The sequence below is a fragment of the Streptomyces sp. NPDC031466 genome, from assembly GCF_055581265.1.
In genome coordinates, this window is record NZ_JBVIJT010000013.1 from 117020 (window position 1) to 136361 (window position 19342).

Here is a 19342-nt window from a genome sequence, read left to right on the forward strand (position 1 = left end):
CCCGGCAGCGGTCCTCAGCGGCACAGGGCCGTGTCCACCGCCTTCTCGACCCGGCTCATCGTCGTCGGGTCGGTCGGCTGGGTGGTCACCGCTATGTTCGCGGCGCGGCCCTTCTCGGTGACGCCGCCCCGCGTCTCGTAACCCGTCATGCTGCCGCCGTGCCCCCAGTAGACGCCCCCGCACGACAGCGGGGTGCTCACGAGGCCGAGGCCGTAGCGGGCGCCGGCGGCGAAGGGGCGGCCGGCCGGGACGGTGGTGCGCATCTGGGCGAGCTGGGCGTCCGGCAGGAGGCGGCCGTCCAGGAGCGCGGTGAAGAAGCGGTTCAGGTCGGAGTTGGTGGACACCAGCTGGCCGGCGGCCCAAGCCCAGGAAGGGTCCCATTCGGTGGCGTCGAGCAGCGGCGTACCCGGGGCGTTCTGGTGGTAGCCCTTGGGGTGGCGTTCGTGGAGGGTCACGTCACCGGGCGCGGGGAAGTAGGTGTGGCGCAGCCCCAGCTTCCTGATGACGCGCCGGTCGATCTCCTCGGCGAGGGAGTGCCGAGTGACCTTCTCGACGATCAGGCCGGCCAGTACGTAGTTGGTGTTGCTGTAGCGCCACTTCTTCCCGGGTTCGGACTCGCCCTTGTGCGCCAGGGCCCGGTCGAGCAGTTCGCGGGGCTCGTAGGGCCGGATCTCGTCGTCGAGGTGGGGGACGTAGTCGGGGAGGCCGCTGGTGTGCTGCAGGAGGTGGCGGACGGTGATGCGGCTCCCGTCGATGTCCTCGCCGCGGACCAGGCCCGGCAGGTAGGTGTCGACCGGGTCGTCCAGGCGGATCCGGCCCTCGCCGACCAGTTGCAGCACGACCACCGCGGTGAACGCCTTGGTGTTGCTGCCGATCCGCACCTGACCGTCCCTCGGCACCTTCGCACCGGTGGCCAGGTCCCCGACGCCCGCGGTGTAGGTACGGGTGCGGCCCTCGCGCTCCTTGACGCTCGCCAGCGCGGCGGGCACGGCGCCGTCGCCCACCAGCGCGTCCAGGCTCCGCTGGACGGGGTCCTGCCGGGTGGCGGCGGATTCCGCGGACGCGGCGGACGCCGCGGGCTGGGCCAGGGCGCCCAGCGTCAGCACGCCGAGGGCCAGCGCCGCCGTCGCGGTCACGTGCCGGCCGTTGCGTCCGCTGTTCGACCGGCCGGGGGTACGGAACCTCTGCCACGCCTGCTCACGCATCGCGCCACTCCTGGGAATCGAGGGGAGACCGGCGGCGCCCGCCGGCCATGACCAGCATGTCCGGACGCGATGGCCCCCGGCGATCCTGCTGGCGCCCGCTTCCCGGTAGGGCTAACCCCCGGATGCGGATGGCCGACCCCTTGCCTGAGACGGGGGCCTGCGGACGACGTAGATCTTCTACGTCCCGCGCGCGGTGTCCCGTAACCGGGGTAACGGGAGGCGATGGACCTCTCGAAGCGGACGAAGAACGCGTTGGGTGTCGCGGCGCTGTATGTGTTCGCCGTGCTGGTGGTGCGGTTCTCCGACGGCGGTACGAGTTGGTGGGCGGCGCTGCTGTTCGGTCTCGTGGTGACGCCCCTGGCCCTGTGGATGGGGTGGCTGCGCCGCCGGATGATCGAGCGGGGGGCGGAGTACGGCCGCAGGCGGCTGCGGCCCTGGCCGGAGGAACGGCGCCGCGGCTGAGCGTGCAGGAGCGGCGTCGACGGCGAGCGTGCAGGGGCGGTGTCGCCGGCGAGCATGGGGGAGCGGTGTCGCCGGTTAGCGTGGAGGGGCGGTGTCGCAGGTGGGCGCGGAGGGGCGGCCTCGCCGACGGGCGTGGAGGAGCGGCGTCGGCGGCGAGCGTGCAGGGGCGGTGTCGCCGGTGGGCATGGGGGAGCGGTGTCGCCGGTCAGCGTGGGGGAGCGGTGTCGCCGGTGGGCGCGGAGGGGCGGCGTCGATGGCGAGCGTGAAGGAGTGGCGTCGCTGGTCAGCGTGGAGGAGCGGTGTCGCCGGTGAGCGCGGGGGAGCGGTGTCGCCGGTCAGCGTGGAGAGGCGGAGTCGTCGGTGAGCGACCGTGCGCCCCCGGCGCCGGCGCACGCCCACCCGCGCCCCTCACCCCGCCGCCCCTCACCCCGCGCCTCTCACCCCGCCGTCCCTCACCCCGCGCCTCTCACCCCGCCGTCCCTCACTTCGCGCCTCTCACCCCGCCGTCCCTCACCGCGCCGTCCCTGGCACCTCCGCCCCCGGCACCTCCACCCCCATGACCTCCCGGGCGTGGCGGTTCGGGACCATGCCGAGGCGCCAGGCCTGCCAGCCCGTCTCCAGGTCCGCGCCGCGCTCCAGGAGCAGGGCGTAGGCCTGGAAGTAGTCGGCCAGCTTGCCGTCGCGTGTGGGGTGGTCGGCGCGGGCGAGGCGGATCAGCTCCTCCTGGGCCACCGCCGTGCCGATCTCCCAGCCGCCCGGCGAGGCGTACGGCAGCAGGGTGCAGCGCAGGAAGCCGGCCCAGTCGCCGCCGCGCCGGTCGCCGTACGAGGCGAACAGCTCCGCCGCCTCGTCGCAGAGGGCGAGCGCCTGCTGCGTACGGTTGTTGCCCGCGTCCACGACCGCCAGCTCCAGGCACGTCCACGCCTCGCCGTGCGCGACGCCGATCCGCTGGAAGTCGGCGCGGGCGTCCACCAGGAGCTGGCGCGCGAAACCGGAGTTGCGCAGCGAGCCGGTCTGGGCGGCCCGCTGGTCGCGGGTGACGCGCGCGGAGTGGTGGCGGGCGCACGCCAGCCCGTACACGTCCCGCATCCGCGAGAACATCGTGCGGGCCCGCTCCAGGTCCCGTACCGCCTGATCGAGGCTGCCGGTCTCCTCCAGGGCCTGGCCGAGGTAGTACAGGGTCCACGCCTCCCCGCGCGCGTCCTCGTTCTCGCGGTGCCGGGAGACCGCCTGGCGCAGGCCGTCCACGGCGGGTGAGGGGTCGCCGTCCACCAGCCGGGCCCGCGCGAGCTGCGTCATGGCCCACGCCTCGCCCCGCTGGTCGCGGGTGCGCCCGTACAGTTCGAGGGCGGCGCGCAGCTCGCTCTCCGCGCTCGGTACGTCGCCCATGCGCAGCCGCAGCTGGCCGAGCTGGAAGTGCGTCCACGCCTCGCCGTGCACGGAGCCGCCGGCGCGGTGCAGCGTGAGCGCCCGTTCCAGCATGTCGAGCGCGTGGGCGAGGTGGGCGCGGTCGCGCTCGACCGCCGCGAGCGCGTGCAGGGTCCAGGCGCGGTCGCCCGCCAGTTCGTCGGCGGCCTGGAGGTCCAGCGCCTCGGTGAGCCGGGCCGCGGCCTCCGTGAGGTTGCCCTGGTGGTGCAGCGTGATGCCGAGGGAGCCGAGCGCGCGGGCGGCGGCCGCGTCCTGGTGGGCCTCGAAGTAGAGGTCGACGACGGAGTTCAACGTGGTGCGCGACTGGTCCAGTTCACCGAGCTGGCGGGCCGCGATGCCCGTGCGCCACTGCACGCTGCGGCCGAGCGGGCCCTGGTCGATGGACTGGGTGAGTTCGTTGATCTCGCCGAGGCGGTAGAGGTCGCCGCGCAGCAGGCAGTAGTCGCACAGGGCGCCCAGGAGATTGAGCACGGCCCGCTGGTCGACGCCCTCGGCGTGCCGCAGCGCGGCCGTGATGAACGTCGACTCGTCGTCCAGCCAGCGCAGCGCCGCGTCCAGGGAGGCGAAACCGTGCTGCCCGAAGTGGTCCGCCCGGGTGGACGTCTTGCCGTCGACCAGGCGGATCACCGTGTCGGCCAACTCGCCGTAGCTGACGATGAGCCGCTCCTGCGCGGCCGTGCGCTCGGCGGGCTCCTCCTCGTCCAGGAGACGGGCCAGGGCGAAGGAACGCACGAGATCGTGCAGACGGTAACGGCCGCCCTGCAGCCGGTCGACCAGACCCGCGTCGGAGAGCGAGGTCAGCCGGCGGCCCGCCTCCTGCTCGTCGGTGGCGAGCAGCGCCGCCGCGGCGGCCGGTCCCAGCGAGGCGCGCCCGGCGAGCGCGAGCCGCCGCAGCAGCCGCCGGGTTTGCTCGGGCTGGTCGGTGTAGCGCAGCCACAGGACGCGCTCGACGGGACCGACCTTCCCGACGGGCCCGTACGCGGCCAGATCGGCGGCCAGTCGGCGCGGGGAGCGCGGTCCGAGCGAGGAGCCCGCGGCGCGCAGCGCGAGCGGCAGGCCACCGCACAACTCCCGTACCGCCTCGGCCGATTCCGCGTCGTAGGGCCCGGAAAGCTCCTCGGCGGACTCGCGCAGCAACTCCTCGGCGCCCGCCTCGTCCAGCGCCTCGACGGGGAGCCGGTGCACCCAGGCGGGCAGGTCCGCGGGCAGCTCCAGCGGCTCGCGGGCGGTGATCAGGACCAGGCTGTCGGAGCGCTCGGGTATCAGGGTGCGGACCTGTTCGGCGTCGGCGGCGTCGTCCAGGACGACCGTCACCGCGAGGCCGGTCAGATACTGGTGGTACAGCTCGCTCAGCCGTTTGACCTGCTGCTCCTGGGAGGAGCCGCCCGCCGCTGTCGCCTGCGCCCGGGCAGGGGGGACACCGATCCGGAAGAGCAGCTGATCGCGCGGGGCCCCCAACCGGTTCAGCAGGTGCAGCAGCGCGTCACGCGTGGACAGCGGGCTCTCCCCGGGGGCGTCGCCGCGCAGGTCCACCACGCACGCGCCCCGGAACTGGTCCCGCAGATCGTGCGCCGCCCGCACCGCCAGCGAGGACCTGCCCGAGCCCGGCGCGCCGTGCAGCACGACGACCGTGGGCCGGGTGTCCGTGCTGGCCCGCGCCGCGTGCACCCAGCGGGCGATCTGCGCCAGCTCGGCCCTGCGCCCGGCGAAGGGGCCTGCGGCCTGCGGGAGTTGGGCGAAGGACTGCTCCAGCACGGAGCGCCTGCGCGCCGCCGCGCTCTTGTCCGTGCCGCGCAGCTGGGGCGTCGCCTTCTTCGTCGTACGGGTGCCCGTCGCGGCGGCGAGGAGCCGCTGCTGGTCGAGGAAGGGCCGGATGCCCCGCACCTCCAGCGCGGTCAGCCACTGGAGCCGCAGCTGCTCGGCGCCGCCGGGCCGGCTGAGCGCCCCGGCGCGGCGGCCTGCCGCCGGCACGTGGGAGGCCGTCACCTTCAGGACGGTGGCCGCCGCGCCCGCCACGGCGACGACCGCGCCGGTGCCCAGGGCCGTGCCGGCGCCCGTGCCGAACGACAGGTCGCAGACCCCGGCGGCGACGGCGGCGACCACCGCCACCAGCAGCGGCGTTCCGGCGCCTTCGCGGGCGTAGCGCTGCCCGAAGGTGAGCTGCCCGGCGTCGGCCTCGTCGAGCGCCCGGGTGTACGTCTCGTACTCCTCGGCGGCCGTCTGCGCCATGGCGTCGAGCGACCCGCGCGTCCGCGCGAGCAGAACGCCCCCGTCGACGCGCCCGCCCGAACGCCGCACCTCTTCCTCCACGGCCCGAGCCAACAGCCGCTCGGCCTCGGCCCGATGGCTGTCCCGCATATGGGTCCCCCTCCGAGAGCAACAGTCACCAGCGGTCACAAGTGTCGTGCGTACGCGCCCCCGGCGCGAGGGAGTCGGCGGATCAGGACCCGGCGTACGCGGACGGGGCGTCCGGAGTGCGTGCCTGGCGAGGCCCGGTGCTACCCCTCCGTACGGCGCAGGAACCGCCAGCCCAGTACGGCCAGGGCCAGCGTCTGCCCGAGAGAAGCGAGCACGAGCAGCGGCTGAACGACGGCAGAGCACCAGAACGCGGTCGTGCAGACCATGGGCAGGACCAGGTACGTGAACAGGTCCACCGCGGTCTGCAGCCGCTTGCGCACGGCGCGGCCCGCGACGTTGCGGTGGTAGACCTCCCACTCGAACAAAGCACCCTGGGCCGAGGTGAGTTCCCCCAGGCGGGGACCCAGCCGGTCACGGACGTAGTGGCCGATCACCGAGATCTTCTCGTCGTTGACCAGGTAGGTCCAGCCCAGGATCAGACAGATCGCGGGGACGGAGAGCAGCAGCCGGGACCGTCCGCTCTGGGCGGTGATGGCCACGACCGCCGTGGAGGCGGCGAGCGTGAAGTAGAGCAAGTTGTCGCGGAACCCTATGCGGGTCTTCTGTTCCTCCTTGAGCCGGTCGTACTCGGCCAGCAGGATTTTGCTCTCGGTGACGTCATCCGTGGAGGTCACAGGCGCTCCTCTGCTGGGTCCAGGATCAGCCGGCCATCTGGAAGGGCGCCAGGCTGTCGGGGCCGTGCCGTTCGATCCAGCTCTTCCCGTCCGCCGCTATCCCCTCCAGGAGACGGAAGGTGTGGGTGGAGCCGGCCGCGCTGAGGTTGATCTCGGAGATCTCCCGGGCATTCTCGGTCGGTGCCAGTTGATGGGCGTCGGCGTCCTTGACACGGATCTTCCTGGCCGGTCCGTTGGCGAGGAGGAGCTCCAGGTCGTAGCCGATGTCGGCGTTCTCCGTCACCTGCACGGAGGTCAGCGCGTCGAACCGGTAGTTGCTCCGCTGCTCGTTCCTGCGCGTCGCGTCGGAGAAGTTGAACTCGGAGCTGATCTCGCGGATGCCGTCCTGGGTGAACAGGAACAGGCGGAAGACGTAGTGCGAGTACCGCCAGGGGCCGCCTCGCACCCGGCCCCGTTTGTAGGAGGGGGCGGGGGCCACCAAGATGGTGTGGGTGATCAGGTCGCGCCAGGTGAGCCGGTGGTACCGGAGGGCCTCGTCGACGAACGACGTCTTGTCGCAGGTGAGCCAGGTCTCCATCTCCAGTTCGCTGGGGCGCGTGTCATCCAGGAACGACTTCCAGCGCTGGTAGGCGATCTGTCGATCGGTCAGGTGTTCCTGGTACTCCCGGGTCTCCCGGACCAGCCGGTGCTCTTCACGCCGGACCTCCAGCCATCGGGAGGCGGTCGCGTGCCCGGACCAGACCGCACCGAGCACGGCCAGGAACGCCCACAGCACCCGCTGTTGCCCGGCACCGGAGACCGCCGTGCCGAACGCGGACAGAGCCGCCGCGGCGAGAGTGGCGAGGGCCGCCACGGTCAGGGCCTTCGTCCTGGCCGGAGTCTGGTCCTGGCGGTACCGATCGAACAAGGTGCCGTTGTTGTAGCGGTTCCGGGCGTCCTCGGCGAGGTACCGGATCAGCCAGTCGACCCGATCCACGCGGATCCGGGTCTCCCGGTAGAGGTCCGCGATCTCGGCGGCGAGACTGCCGCGGATCTGATCCGTGTGGGCGAGCCAGGCGTCCGAGGTGAACCCGTGGGGCCGGCGAACGCTGAAGTAGTGATCGAACGAGTGGCGGACGCCCTTGGTGAAACTGCTCTCGGTGCCGGTGCCGGTGGTGGTTGTGGCACCGGCGGAGTCGGGGTCGTGCGGGTGCGGCGCGGGGGCCCCGGCCGCGAGAGTCGGCCTGGACCGGCCCCACCACCGGACGCCGAAGCGGGCCGCTGTCAGGCCCGCGCCGAGCGCCACCGGCAACTCGACGATCGCCCGCGCCGGATCCGCGACCAGGGCCAGGCCCCAGAGAAACGCACTGCTGACGACGAACAGGGCCGCCCGGACAGGGAGGGCCGCCTTGGCGGCGTCAGCGGTGCTCGGCCGGGGCGCAGCGGCCCGCGCCCCGATGGGAATCGGTGCGAAGTAGGCCCAGACCCGGCGGCTCCGGTCGTTGCCGAAGCGCTCTGCCCTGGCCCGTCCGAGGGTGTCCGCCCACAGCTCGTCCTTCAGCCCTCCGGTGAGCATGAGGTCGAGGTGGCGGAGGATCGCGTCGTGTTGGTGGCGCGGCAGGTCCTGCAGTTGCTTGAGCACGGGGCCGGTCTCGCTGCCGGTAGTGCTGAGTACCGCCAACAGGTCGAAAGTGACGCGCAGGGCTTCCTTCCACCCGTCCTCGGGGAAGGTCCGTACGAGCCTGGAGGTGTAGCGCAGCCGCTGGACCTCTTCGGTGGTCAGGTCGTGGTGGGTGCGTGCGCTGAGCATGGCGAGCACCCAGTGGAAACGAACCTCCGCGCCGTCGTACCCGTGGGCGATCGCATCAGTGATCATTTCGCGGGCCCGGCTGGGGACGCCGTCCTCCAGGAGCTGCACGCCGACCCGGTACTTCTCCTGCGGCGAGGCGTCCGGGTGGACGAAGTTGACGGTGGAGTCGTGTACGACCTGGGCCTGGATCCCGATGGTGGAGTTGTACGCGGCCGAGCTGTATGCGGCATCTTCGTCGGGGCTCATGCCAGGTCACCGGCCGCGGCGACAAGGGGAGCCAGCGCGGCCACCAGCGCGGGGCACTCCGCGACCAGGCCGCGCAGCCTCCTGAGCGTCATGACCGTCCGCTTCGACGCTTCAGGGGTGCGTCCCCCGGCCGACCGGAGGGCGGAGTCCAGGTCGGTCAGGGCCTCCCGGTAGCTGTCCTCGTCGAGGGCGCCCTCGGTGCGGTGCCGCCCCAGCTGATCGCGGAAACCGTTCAGTCCCGTGATCAGGTCGGTCGGGCCGGATGCCTTCGAGGCCGCGTTCATGTGGACGCTGCTGCCCGTGACCGAGTCGGCCATGATGCCGACGGTGCTGTTGTGGACCGTGTTGCTGACGCGCCGGGCGAACCGGTCGGCCGAACGGGCCGCGTCGTCCTCGGGCATTGCGGCCTCCTCCTGCTCGCCCACCAGTTCCACTGCCAACCGGATGGCGAACGCCGACGCGTTCGCCGCGGCCCGCGGCTGCCAGTTGCGGTCCTCCGAACTGTTCTTCGTGCCGTCCGCCCGGTCGCTGATCCCCCGGACGATGGCCACCGGCGCCCCACTGAGATGGCCGGCCTGGGCCACACCGGCCGCTTCCATCTCGATGGCGAGCGCGTCGTTGTAGTGCTGCCGGATCCACTTCGCCTCGGCCGAGATCCTCGAGTTCTGGACGATCTCACCGGCGGCGATCGCCCCGAAACGCACCTGCGGTCCGTCCTCGTGCGCGGGTGTGGGGTCCGCCCAGTCGTCCGAACGGGCCAGGTGCGAGGCGAGCTGGCTGATGCCGTGCGGCGCTTCCCACGCCCGGGGACGGGCTTTGAGCCCGTCGTCCTCGCTGGTCCCGCCGTGGTAGGCGTACACATGGGACGCCACCACGACGTCACCCAGCCTGGTGGCGTCCCACAAGGCGCCGGCGACTCCGACGAACAGCACGGCCACCGGCGAGAACTCCTGGATCGCGCGTTCTGCGATCACCGCGGCGGAGTTGTTCCCCTTATTCGTCAGTCCGAGCGCGACACGGCACGAGGTGCCCCGGACGGTGCCCGTTTCGAACCGGGTGCCGCGCTCATGGCGGTGCACCTGAAGATCCGCCAGCCGTCGGCGCACGGACTGATATTCCAGATTGAGGGCGGTGAGGATCACCACCGGGCCTTTCGGCATCTACTCCTCTTCCCCTTTCGTGTTCTCTTCCTTGGCAGCCGGCGTGGGTCGGATCAGCGGTGGAAACAGCACGGTGTTCGGACCGGCCCGGTACAGCCGTGCGGGCCGCCCTCCCGTGGTCCTGCGGTCCGTGCCGGCGGGGACGATGAAGCCCTTCGCGGCCTGGACCTTCCGATAGAAATTGCGGGTGTCGAGCGGGGTGCCCCAGACGGCCTCGTACACCTGCTGCAGCTCCGCGATGGTGAAGCTCTCCCCGCAGAACGCGGTGGCCAGCGCCGAGAACTCAATCTTGGTGCGCGCCCGTTCGATCCCGTCCGCGGCGATGCGCCGGTGGTCGAAGGCGAGGGCGGCCTCGCCGGACAGGACGGCTTCCGCGGAGACCCACGCGGCATCGGCGGCATCCGTCCCCGCGACAGGGTCGGGCAGCCCCGGTGCGATCGCCAGGTGAGCCACGGAGACGACGCGGCCCCGCGGGTCGCGGCCCGAGCTTCCGTACACGGCCAGCTGCTCCAGGTGCACGCAGCCGGAGGTCAGGGCCGTTTCCTCACTGAGTTCGCGGTGGGCGGCGTCCAGGATCTCCTCGCCCTCGTGGTTCAGGAATCCGCCGGGCAGCGCGAGCATGCCCTGGAAGGGATCTTCGCCCCGCTCCACCAGGAGGACGTGCAGACGATTCTCCCGCAACGTCAGGATCACGAGATCGACCGTCAGCAGGACAGAAGGTGGTGACCATGCGTCATCTGGCATGGCCAGCACGCTACTTCAGTTACTGTCACTTACACAAGAAGGGGGGAAGAAGGAGACGTCGCACAGTTCGGAGGTGAGTGGAGCCGCCCACCGCGTGATGGCGCACAAGCACAATTCGGCCGAGCGGGGCGGGCTATTCCTCCTCGTGGGCCGTCGCGATCTCGCCGAGCCCGCCCATGGCGAGCTGTTCTGCGGTTGCCTGCGGGTTGCCCTGCCGGGCGATCGGCCGGCAGGACCTGGATGGCCGCCTCGCCTCAACCGCCGTGCTCGCGCAGAAGTTCGATCATGTTGCGGAGCATCGGTATCGCCGAATCACCGACCTTGTCCTTGTCGTTGAAATGCATCAGCTCGTTGCGGATTTCGCGGAGCTCGTCGAGGCGGGCAATGAAGGACTTGCGGTCCAACGGCCAGCCCAGCTTGTCCCACTGCAGCTGATTGCCCAAGACCTGGTGGTAATCCCCATAGGACAGCTGATCGAAGGCGGCGAGCTTCCGGCGTCCGTCCGGATCGCAGAGCGCGACCACCTCTGCGAGGTCCAGACCTTCCGAGATGACACGGCGCAGGTGCCGGTCGAGGTCGCCGATGAGCAGGAACGGCCGGGCGGTGGCCCCGTATTCTGCGGCCACGTCGGCGATGGTGATGATGCCGGCGATCTGATTCGTCTGGTCCTTGACCAGGAGGAAGCCGAACCGCTCCAGATCGGGCAGGACGTCGATCAGGTGGTCGGCATAGCTGACCGCGTGAGCGGCGACGATGGCGTCGGAGAAGGGAGCCTCGGAGTTCGCGTAGCGCGCTCGGGCGATGGATTCCCAGGTGACGGCGCCCCGCAGGTTCCGAGGTCCGCTCAGTACCGGCAGTTGCGAGTACCCGTTGAGCCGCATTCTGGTGAACACCTCCTCGAAGCTCGCCGAGGAGGACACCGACACGACGCCCTTGAGCGCTGAGGGCAGGTTGCCGACCGTCTGACCTTGGATCGGTTCCCCCTTGTCCTCCTCGTTGCTGGAGGGGGCGGCGAGCCTCGGGATGTCGGATTCCCCTGGCTCCTCCTGCCCCGCCACCGGTCCCTGCTCGGTCGTCTCCTCCTCGTCCTCGGTGTCCCCAGAGGTGACGGTCAGGGTGACCCGGTCGTCGATCCCCACGGCTGCGAAGTCCGGCACTGTGGACAGGCCGTGGTTGGCCAGCTCGGCGGCTACCCGCTCGGTGACCACGTAGCCGCGCCGGGATGCCCCCCACCAGCCGAGCAGATCGCGGACGGTGAGTGTGACCGGGGCCTTGGCGTCCGCCTGCCTCCGGGCCTCTTTCAGCCGCGTGTGCCGGACGGCGGAGTCCTTCGCCGTGATGTCGCCGGAAGGCGGCAGCTCCGCCGCCGTGTCCAGGAGACTCTGCCTCACCTGGTCCAGCAGGGTGCCGTCGTCCAGTGCCCAGGCGGTCCACCCGTCGTACGGGCCTCGCCCGGTGGCGGCGGCTGCGGCCGCCGAGGGGGATCTGAACCGCCGGCCGTCACCCAACTCGATTCTGCCGTCCGCGGATACCTGTGCTCGGTGCTCCTGCCCGGCCCGCCGCTGCCGGAAAGTGAGGCGCGTCCCCGGGCTCAGCAGACCGGCGCGGACGAGGTCGGAAACCAGTACCCGCCGCCCTTCGATCAGGTAGGAGGCTCGCCCCAGAGGCTCGTCCGCACTGCCGTCTGCCGCGTCATCAGTCACTGGTTTCCCCCGGTCGGCCCGCCTCGGAATGCTGGGATCATCGCAGAGTCGTGTCCGTCATCGGTGCGGATTCAGACGACTGCTTCGCCGGGTGCGGCCTGTCCCCTTGGCGGCCCTATCCGGAGCGGCGGCGGTCGGCCCGGCAGCTGGACGACTTTTCCGTTCTCTACATGTCCCCAAGATCGACCGCGATGGAGAAAGGCGCCGTGGCCTTCACCGTGCCGGTGAACATCTCGCCGTCCCGGTAGGCCCTGGTGGCGGGATCGAGAACGTAGGTGTAGACGATCGGGACACCGGTGGCAGCCTGCTCGACCCGACAGTAGAAGGGGATGCCGGCCTTGGCGTACTGGTCGACCTTCACGATCCGGTCAGTGGTTTCCGATCCGGGTGACACGACCTCGACGACCAGAAGTACGTGCTCGGGGCGGGCGGGTGTGAGGTCGATGGTCTCCGCCCGGTAGACGATGACGTCCGGACGGCGGTTGGTGAGCGGAACGTCCTGGAGACGGACATCGAAGTCCGTGTCCGCGTTCCAGTCGGGGCCCGCGGCGGCGTCCAGGGCATTGTCCAGGACCCGCGCCAGTCGGTTGTGCCGCTTCGAGGCGCTCGGGCTGACGACGACCATCCCGTCCACGATCTCGACGCCGGCGCACTGCTCCTCGGACCAGGAGTCGTACTGCTCCGCGCTGATCTGCGAATGCATCCACGCGGGCGCCACCATCTCGGCGGTCATCGTGTACCTCCTTCGAGGAACCCCGGCAGGTCTGGCCCCGCTGCGCCCAGCCTACTGTTCCGAGGTATGCGGCCGCCCGGCCAGGAGCGGATGGGGTCGCCCACCGGGTGAAGGCCCCCAAGCGCAGTTCAGCCGAGCCAAGCGATCCCGTGAAGGCTTCGCCGGCCGTGCCAGGCGCTGTGAGAGGCTGGGTTTCATGAACCGGTTGGCTGGTATGACCTCGCCGTATCTGCTTCAGCACGCCGACAATCCGGTCGACTGGTGGCCGTGGGGACCCGAGGCGTTCGCGGAAGCGAAACGGCGTGATGTGCCCGTGCTGTTGTCGGTCGGGTACTCGGCGTGCCACTGGTGCCACGTCATGGCGCACGAGTCCTTCGAGGACGAGGCGACGGCCGCGCTCATGAACGAGAAGTTCGTGAACATCAAGGTGGACCGCGAGGAGCGGCCCGATGTCGACGCCGTCTACATGGAGGCCGTGCAGGCCGCGACGGGCCAGGGCGGCTGGCCCATGACCGTCTTCCTCACCGCCGACGCCGAGCCCTTCTACTTCGGCACGTACTTCCCGCCCGAGCCGCGGCACGGCATGCCGTCCTTCACGCAGGTCCTGGACGGCGTGCACCGGGCGTGGGCGGACCGGCGCGGCGAGGTCGCCGAGGTCGCCGGCAAGATCGTGCGCGAGCTGGGGGAGCGGCAGCTCACCCACGGCTCCGGCGAGAAGCCCGGCGAGGACGAGCTGGCGCAGGCGCTGCTCGGCCTGACCCGCGACTACGACGCCTCGCACGGCGGCTTCGGCGGCGCGCCCAAGTTCCCGCCGTCCATGGTGATCGAGTTCCTGCTGCGGCACTACGCCCGCACCGGCTCCGAGGGCGCCCTCCAGATGGCCGCCGAGACCTGCGAGCGGATGGCGCGCGGCGGCATCTACGACCAGCTCGGCGGCGGCTTCGCCCGCTACTCCGTCGACAGCGAGTGGGTCGTGCCGCACTTCGAGAAGATGCTGTACGACAACGCCCTGCTCTGCCGGGCGTACGCTCATCTGTGGCGCGCCACCGGCTCGGACCTCGCCCGCCGCGTCGCCCTGGAGACCGCCGACTTCATGGTCCGCGAACTGCGCACCAACGAGGGCGGGTTCGCCTCCGCGCTCGACGCCGACAGCGAGGACCCGGCCACCGGCAAGCACGTCGAGGGCGCGTACTACGTGTGGACGCCCGAACAGCTCCGGGAGGTCCTCGGGGACGCCGACGCCGAACTGGCCATGTCCTGCTACGGCGTCACCCAGGAGGGCACCTTCGAAGAAGGCGCCTCCGTCCTCCAACTGCCCCTGCGGGAAGGGCCCGTGGCGGACGCCGCGCGGCTCGCCTCGATCCGGGAGCGGCTGCTGGCCGCCCGCGTCCGGCGCCCCGCGCCCGGCCGGGACGACAAGGTGGTCGCCGCCTGGAACGGCCTCGCCGTCGCCGCGCTCGCCGAGGTCGGCGCGTACTTCGACCGGCCCGACCTCGTCGCGGCGGCCGTCGGCGCGGGCGATCTCCTCGTACGTCTGCACATGGACCCCCGCGCGCGGCTCACCCGCACCTCGAAGGACGGCAGGGCCGGCGCCAACGCGGGCGTCCTGGAGGACTACGCCGATGTCGCCGAGGGCTTCCTCGCGCTGGCGTCCGTGACGGGGGAGGGGGTGTGGCTGGAGTTCGCCGGGTTCCTGCTCGACCACGTCCTCACCCGGTTCGTGGACCCGGAGAACGGCGCGCTGTACGACACGGCGCTGGACGCCGAGCGGCTCATCCGGCGCCCGCAGGACCCCACCGACAACGCCGCGCCCTCCGGGTGGACGGCCGCGGCCGGCGCGCTCCTGTCGTACGCGGCGCACACCGGCGCCGCGCCGCACCGCACGGCGGCGGAGCGGGCCCTCGGCGTCGTCAAGGCGCTCGGGCCGCGCGTGCCGCGGTTCATCGGACACGGCCTCGCGGTCGCCGAGGCGGCGCTCTCGGGGCCCCTCGAAGTGGCCGTGGTGGGCGAGGTCCTCGGGGACCTGCACCGGACGGCGCTGCTCGGGGGCGCGCCCGGCGCGGTCGTCGCGGCGGGGCCGGAGGGCTCCGAGGAGCTGCCGCTGCTCGCGGGGCGGGGCCTGATCGGCGGGCTGCCGGCCGCGTACGTCTGCCGGGGCTTCGTCTGTGACGCCCCGACGACGGACGCGGCCGCGCTGGCCGGCCTGCTCTCCTGAGGCCCACCCGAGCCGTCTCCTGAGGCGGACCGGCCGGGGTCCGCCGGAATGCGTGCGGCTCCCCCGGGTCACACTTTCCCCGCGCGCTCCGTCAGGGCAGTGAAAGCACCACAGCAACCCGAGGGAGACGACGATGGAAACGCGTTCGATCACGGCGGAGATCCCGATGGCGCCGAGGATGTCCGACGACCCGGCGGCTCTCGTGCCCGAGCTGGCGGAGGTGTCGGCGGCGCTGTTCAAGGTCGTCGGCAACGGCTCGCTGCCGCGCCCGACGATCAGCCTGGTGCAGCTGCGTGCCGGGCAGATCCTCGGCAGCACCTACCTGACCGTGCTGCACACGGGCTTCCTGCAGAAGATGGGGGAGACGCAGGAGCGGATCACGTCGGTGGCCTCCTGGCAGGACTCGCCGTACTTCACCGGCCCCGAGCGGGCCGCGCTGGCGCTGGTGGAGGCGGTGCACCAGCCGTCCACGCACGGCGAGCGGGTCTCCGACGAGCTGTACGCGCGGGCGGCCGAGCACTACGAGCCCAAGGCGCTCGCCACGCTGATGTTCGCCATCGGCCAGGTCAACTTCTTCGCCGCCGTGGCGCTCATCGCCAAGCCGGTGCCGGGCCGGTCGTTCACCGACCCGTGGAAGTGAGCCCGGCATGAAGTGAGCCCGGCATGAAGTGAGGCCGGCGTGAAGTGAGCCCGGCATGAAGTGAGCCCGGCATGAGGTGAGGGCCCCGCCGGCCTCAGGTGAGGGCTCCGCCGAACTCCGCCATGGCCCCCGCCACGATCGCCTCCAGACGGTCGTGGTGGGCGCCCCGCCAGTACACGCGGGAGCACTCACCGCACTGGGCGAAGACGTCGTACGTCCCCCGGGTGCCGCCTTCGAGGACGTCCGCGACCTCCTCCTTGGTGGCCGCCCGGAGCGTGCCGTTGCAGGCCGTGCACCGCGTCCAGGGCCGCAGCCGAGGCGCGAACCGGCCGAGCACGTCCCGGAGCTGGTCCTCCGGGCGGTCGCTGTAGACGTACGCTCCGGCCCACAGCTCGCGGCGCCGCAGCAGGCCCCGGTCGCGGCTCAGCAGGACGCGCCGCTCGGCCGCCGAGCGCGCGGCGAGGGCCGGGTCGCCGATGTCCGTGCTCTCGTACGCCGCGTCGACGCCGAGGAGCCGCAACCGCCGCGCCAGCGTGCCGAGATGCACGTCGAGGAGGAACCGCAGGGGGGCGCCCGGCACCGGTTGGGGGCGGCTCACCGCGCGTACGCGGACGCTCTCGCCGGCCGCCGGGATGTGTCCGGTGGCGACCTCGCGCCCGTCCACGACGAGCGCGCCGACCTCGGTGAGGGGGACACCGAGGGACTCGACCACGTGCCCGAGCGTGGACGCACCGTCCGTAACGGCCTTCGTGGGGCCGCCCCTTCGCTCCTGCGGAACGAAAACGCCCAGCTCAGGGGCGAAACCTACGAGGATCTCCGGACCGTTCATAGGGCCAGGATGGCACGGCGGCCCGGCCCGCCACCGGGGATTTCCACGCGCCGTCCGGCTGCGACCGGCCGCGACTGCTCCGGCATCCGGGAGCGCGCGGCCGGCACGAAAAAGTGGCCCCGGACAAAGAGCCGGGGCCACTGCGGCGCGTGCGGTGGGGAGGGGTCAGCCGTGTCGGTAGGCCACCAGGGAGATGCCGATGTAGTGGACGGCGAAGGCGGCCAGCGTCAGCGAGTGGAAGACCTCGTGGAAGCCGAAGTAGTGGGGGGAGGGGTTGGGGCGCTTGATGCCGTAGATCACGCCGCCCGCGCTGTAGAGCAGTCCGCCGACGACCACCAGGACGAGCACGGCGACGCCGCCCGCGTGCATGAAGTCGGGCAGGAAGAAGACGGCGGCCCAGCCCATCGCGATGTAGCACGGCGTGTACAGCCAGCGCGGGGCGCCGACCCAGAACACGCGGAAGGCGATGCCCGCGACGGCCGCGCCCCAGATGCCCCACAGGAGCCACCGCCCCTTCGCGTCGGGGAGCAGCAGCATCGTCAGCGGGGTGTAGGTGCCCGCGATGATCAGGAAGATGTTGGAGTGGTCCAGCCTGCGCAGGACGCCGTCCGCCCGGGGGCTCCAGTTCCCCCGGTGGTACAGCGCGCTCACGCCGAAGAGCAGACAGGCGGTCAGGGCGAAGACACCGCAGGCGATCCGGCCGCGGGTGGTGTCCGCGAGGGCGGTCAGCACCAGGCCGGCGACGACCACCGCGGGGAACATGCCGGCGTGCAACCAGCCGCGCATCTTCGGCTTCACGGGCAGCGGCATGTCCTGCGGGGACGGGACGAGGGAGGGGGCGCCCTCGGGTTCCGGGATCGGTTCGGAGGCGGAGGCGGTCATGGTCCGCATCGTACCTACGGGCCCGTAAGTCGGTCATCAGCGGTGGTGGACCCCACGCCGCCACCGCCCCGCCCGCCACGGGCGCCCCGCACCAAAACGGACGGAACCCCGCCCTCGTACCCGAAGCCGTACAAGTGGCGAGCCTCACGCCGCTCAGGTGTGAGGCCCTCTGGACAGATGGGCGGGCGCGTCGGATGATCAAATGAGTGCGGTCGGCACCGGATGAGCGCCAAAGGAAATGCACGTGAAGCGTCCGGGTCGCAGCCCCCACGGGGCATACATCCCAAAAACCCCTCGATTAGGAGCAATCGTGGCGCGCGACATCGCGGCTCCCAGCACCGTCCCGACCAACACCGTCCCGACCCGTCACAAGGAGCTCGCCTCCTGGGTCGACGAGATCGCCGAACTGACGCAGCCGGACAGGGTGGTCTGGTGTGACGGCTCCGAGGCCGAGTACGAGCGCCTGTGCGAGGAGCTCGTCGCCAAGGGGACCTTCAAGAAGCTCGACCCGACTTTGCGCCCGAACTCGTACTACGCGGCCTCCGACCCGACCGACGTCGCGCGCGTCGAGGACCGCACCTTCATCTGCTCCGAGAAGGAGGAGGACGCGGGCCCGACCAACCACTGGAAGGCCCCCGCCGAGATGCGGGAGATCTTCCGCGGCACCGACGGCAAGGGCGGTGTCTTCCGCGGCTCCATGAAGGGCCGCACGATGTACGTCGTGCCCTTCTGCATGGGCCCGGTCGGCTCGCCGCTGTCCGCGATCGGCGTCGAGATCACCGACTCCGCGTACGTCGCCGTCTCCATGCGCACCATGACCCGGATGGGCCAGGCCGTCCTGGACGAGCTGGGCGAGGACGGCTTCTTCGTCAAGGCCGTCCACACTCTCGGCGCCCCGCTGGCCGAGGGCGAGGCCGACGTGCCCTGGCCCTGCAACTCCACCAAGTACATCTCGCACTTCCCCGAGGACCGCGAGATCTGGTCCTACGGCTCGGGCTACGGCGGCAACGCCCTGCTCGGCAAGAAGTGCTACGCCCTGCGCATCGCCTCCGTCATGGCGCGCGACGAGGGCTGGCTGGCCGAGCACATGCTGATCCTGAAGCTGACGCCCCCGCAGGGCGAGAGCAAGTACGTCGCCGCCGCCTTCCCGTCCGCCTGCGGCAAGACGAACCTCGCCATGCTGGAGCCGACGATCTCCGGCTGGACCGTCGAGACGATCGGCGACGACATCGCCTGGATGCGCTTCGGCGAGGACGGCCGCCTGTACGCGATCAACCCGGAGGCCGGCTTCTTCGGCGTCGCGCCCGGCACCGGCGAGCACACCAACGCCAACGCCATGAAGACGCTGTGGGGCAACTCCGTCTTCACGAACGTCGCGCTCACCGACGACGGCGACGTCTGGTGGGAGGGCATGACGGAGGAGACCCCCGCCCACCTCACCGACTGGAAGGGCAACGACTGGACCCCGGACTCCGGCGTCCCGGCCGCCCACCCCAACGCCCGCTTCACCACCCCCGCCTCCCAGTGCCCGATCATCGCGCCCGAGTGGGAGGACCCCAAGGGCGTGCCGATCTCGGCGATCCTCTTCGGTGGCCGCCGCGCGAGCGCGGTCCCGCTGGTCACCGAGTCCTTCGACTGGCAGCACGGCGTCTTCCTCGGCGCGAACGTCGCCTCCGAGAAGACCGCCGCCGCCGAGGGCAAGGTCGGCGAGCTGCGCCGCGACCCCTTCGCCATGCTGCCCTTCTGCGGCTACAACATGGGTGACTACATGGCCCACTGGGTCGACGTGGCCAAGGACAAGGACCAGTCGAAGCTCCCCAAGATCTACTACGTGAACTGGTTCCGCAAGGACGACAAGGGCCGCTTCGTGTGGCCGGGCTTCGGTGAGAACTCCCGCGTCCTGAAGTGGATCGTGGAGCGCCTCGACGGCCGGGCCGAGGGCGTCGAGACCCCCATCGGCATCCTCCCGACGGTCGACTCGCTCGACACCGACGGCCTGGACCTGCCCGCGTCCGACCTGGAGTTCCTGCTCACGGTGGACAAGGAGGTCTGGCGCGAGGAGGCCGCGCTGGTCCCCGAGCACCTCAACACCTTCGGCGAGCACACGCCGCAGGAACTGTGGGACGAGTACCGCTCGCTCGTACAGCGCCTCGGCTGACGCTCCAGCGCCACGGAAAGGGCCCCGCACAACGGCGTGCGGGGCCCTCCCGCGTTCGTGCGCACGCGTCCTTCACGCCTTCGGCACGCGGCCCTCACATGAGCGGTCCACGCATG

At 71.6% G+C, this 19342-nt stretch carries 14 protein-coding genes; 4 read left to right on the forward strand and 10 right to left on the reverse strand.

The window, feature by feature from the left end:
* Positions 1–14: 14 nt before the first annotated feature.
* Positions 15–1205, reverse strand: a complete 1191-nt coding sequence (locus ACZ5GP_RS29925; RefSeq protein WP_468753815.1) for a serine hydrolase domain-containing protein — start codon at positions 1203–1205, stop codon at positions 15–17.
* 222 nt (positions 1206–1427) lie between these two features.
* Here ACZ5GP_RS29925 and ACZ5GP_RS29930 point away from each other — a divergent pair, with 222 nt between their 5' ends.
* Positions 1428–1667: a hypothetical protein gene (locus ACZ5GP_RS29930; protein ID WP_468753816.1), complete on the forward strand. Its 240-nt coding sequence runs from the start codon at positions 1428–1430 to the stop codon at positions 1665–1667.
* A 510-nt stretch (positions 1668–2177) separates the two neighbouring features.
* On the opposite strand, the gene ACZ5GP_RS29935 is transcribed toward ACZ5GP_RS29930, so the two are convergent.
* From ACZ5GP_RS29935 to ACZ5GP_RS29965, 7 genes are all read right to left on the reverse strand, one after another.
* Positions 2178–5453, reverse strand: a complete 3276-nt coding sequence (locus ACZ5GP_RS29935) for a tetratricopeptide repeat protein (RefSeq protein WP_468753817.1) — start codon at positions 5451–5453, stop codon at positions 2178–2180.
* Positions 5454–5593: 140 nt separating this feature from the next.
* Complete coding sequence (locus tag ACZ5GP_RS29940) at positions 5594–6127, reverse strand: hypothetical protein (RefSeq protein WP_468753818.1); 534 nt, start codon at positions 6125–6127, stop codon at positions 5594–5596.
* 25 nt (positions 6128–6152) lie between these two features.
* Positions 6153–8162 carry a hypothetical protein gene (locus tag ACZ5GP_RS29945; protein ID WP_468753819.1) on the reverse strand — a complete coding sequence of 670 codons (2010 nt, stop codon included), beginning with the start codon at positions 8160–8162 and terminating at the stop codon, positions 6153–6155.
* Entirely contained in the window at positions 8159–9322 is a 1164-nt protein-coding gene (locus tag ACZ5GP_RS29950) for a 5'-methylthioadenosine/S-adenosylhomocysteine nucleosidase family protein (protein WP_468753820.1), read from the reverse strand. Before ACZ5GP_RS29950 ends, ACZ5GP_RS29945 begins: the two co-directional genes overlap by 4 nt.
* Complete coding sequence (locus tag ACZ5GP_RS29955; RefSeq protein ID WP_468753821.1) at positions 9323–10066, reverse strand: NUDIX hydrolase; 744 nt, start codon at positions 10064–10066, stop codon at positions 9323–9325.
* 254 nt (positions 10067–10320) lie between these two features.
* Positions 10321–11769 (reverse strand): restriction system modified-DNA reader domain-containing protein, encoded by a 1449-nt coding sequence (locus tag ACZ5GP_RS29960; protein WP_468753822.1) that lies wholly within the window; start codon positions 11767–11769, stop codon positions 10321–10323.
* 166 nt (positions 11770–11935) lie between these two features.
* A complete protein-coding gene (locus tag ACZ5GP_RS29965) occupies positions 11936–12502 on the reverse strand; it encodes a Uma2 family endonuclease (protein WP_468753823.1) in 567 nt (188 codons plus the stop codon).
* A gap of 196 nt (positions 12503–12698) precedes the next feature.
* On the opposite strand from ACZ5GP_RS29965, the gene ACZ5GP_RS29970 reads away from it, so the two are divergent.
* Positions 12699–14717 carry a thioredoxin domain-containing protein gene (locus ACZ5GP_RS29970; RefSeq protein WP_468753824.1) on the forward strand — a complete coding sequence of 673 codons (2019 nt, stop codon included), beginning with the start codon at positions 12699–12701 and terminating at the stop codon, positions 14715–14717.
* A 133-nt stretch (positions 14718–14850) separates the two neighbouring features.
* On the forward strand, positions 14851–15357 hold the full coding sequence (locus ACZ5GP_RS29975; protein WP_468753825.1) for a carboxymuconolactone decarboxylase family protein: 507 nt from the start codon (positions 14851–14853) through the stop codon (positions 15355–15357).
* Positions 15358–15451: 94 nt separating this feature from the next.
* On the opposite strand, the gene ACZ5GP_RS29980 is transcribed toward ACZ5GP_RS29975, so the two are convergent.
* Positions 15452–16186, reverse strand: a complete 735-nt coding sequence (locus ACZ5GP_RS29980) for a Mut7-C RNAse domain-containing protein (RefSeq protein ID WP_468753826.1) — start codon at positions 16184–16186, stop codon at positions 15452–15454.
* A gap of 165 nt (positions 16187–16351) precedes the next feature.
* The gene (gene trhA / locus ACZ5GP_RS29985; protein WP_468753827.1) at positions 16352–17068 is read right to left on the reverse strand and encodes a PAQR family membrane homeostasis protein TrhA; all 717 of its coding nucleotides are present in this window, start codon (positions 17066–17068) and stop codon (positions 16352–16354) included.
* 310 nt (positions 17069–17378) lie between these two features.
* Between trhA and ACZ5GP_RS29990 the strand changes: the two genes are divergently transcribed.
* On the forward strand, positions 17379–19226 hold the full coding sequence (locus ACZ5GP_RS29990) for a phosphoenolpyruvate carboxykinase (GTP) (protein ID WP_468753828.1): 1848 nt from the start codon (positions 17379–17381) through the stop codon (positions 19224–19226).
* Positions 19227–19342: the final 116 nt, after the last annotated feature.

Excerpts from the sequence above, each read along its gene's own strand:
- ACZ5GP_RS29955 (WP_468753821.1), bottom strand. The coding sequence starts at position 10,066 with ATGCCAGATGACGCATGGTCACCACCTTCTGTCCTGCTGACGGTCGAT.
- ACZ5GP_RS29935 (WP_468753817.1), bottom strand. The coding sequence starts at position 5,453 with ATGCGGGACAGCCATCGGGCCGAGGCCGAGCGGCTGTTGGCTCGGGCC.
- ACZ5GP_RS29970 (WP_468753824.1), top strand. The coding sequence starts at position 12,699 with ATGAACCGGTTGGCTGGTATGACCTCGCCGTATCTGCTTCAGCACGCC.
- ACZ5GP_RS29930 (WP_468753816.1), top strand. The coding sequence starts at position 1,428 with ATGGACCTCTCGAAGCGGACGAAGAACGCGTTGGGTGTCGCGGCGCTG.
- ACZ5GP_RS29980 (WP_468753826.1), bottom strand. The coding sequence starts at position 16,186 with ATGAACGGTCCGGAGATCCTCGTAGGTTTCGCCCCTGAGCTGGGCGTT.
- ACZ5GP_RS29925 (WP_468753815.1), bottom strand. The coding sequence starts at position 1,205 with ATGCGTGAGCAGGCGTGGCAGAGGTTCCGTACCCCCGGCCGGTCGAAC.
- ACZ5GP_RS29950 (WP_468753820.1), bottom strand. The coding sequence starts at position 9,322 with ATGCCGAAAGGCCCGGTGGTGATCCTCACCGCCCTCAATCTGGAATAT.
- ACZ5GP_RS29965 (WP_468753823.1), bottom strand. The coding sequence starts at position 12,502 with ATGACCGCCGAGATGGTGGCGCCCGCGTGGATGCATTCGCAGATCAGC.
- trhA (WP_468753827.1), bottom strand. The coding sequence starts at position 17,068 with ATGACCGCCTCCGCCTCCGAACCGATCCCGGAACCCGAGGGCGCCCCC.
- ACZ5GP_RS29975 (WP_468753825.1), top strand. The coding sequence starts at position 14,851 with ATGGAAACGCGTTCGATCACGGCGGAGATCCCGATGGCGCCGAGGATG.
- ACZ5GP_RS29945 (WP_468753819.1), bottom strand. The coding sequence starts at position 8,162 with ATGAGCCCCGACGAAGATGCCGCATACAGCTCGGCCGCGTACAACTCC.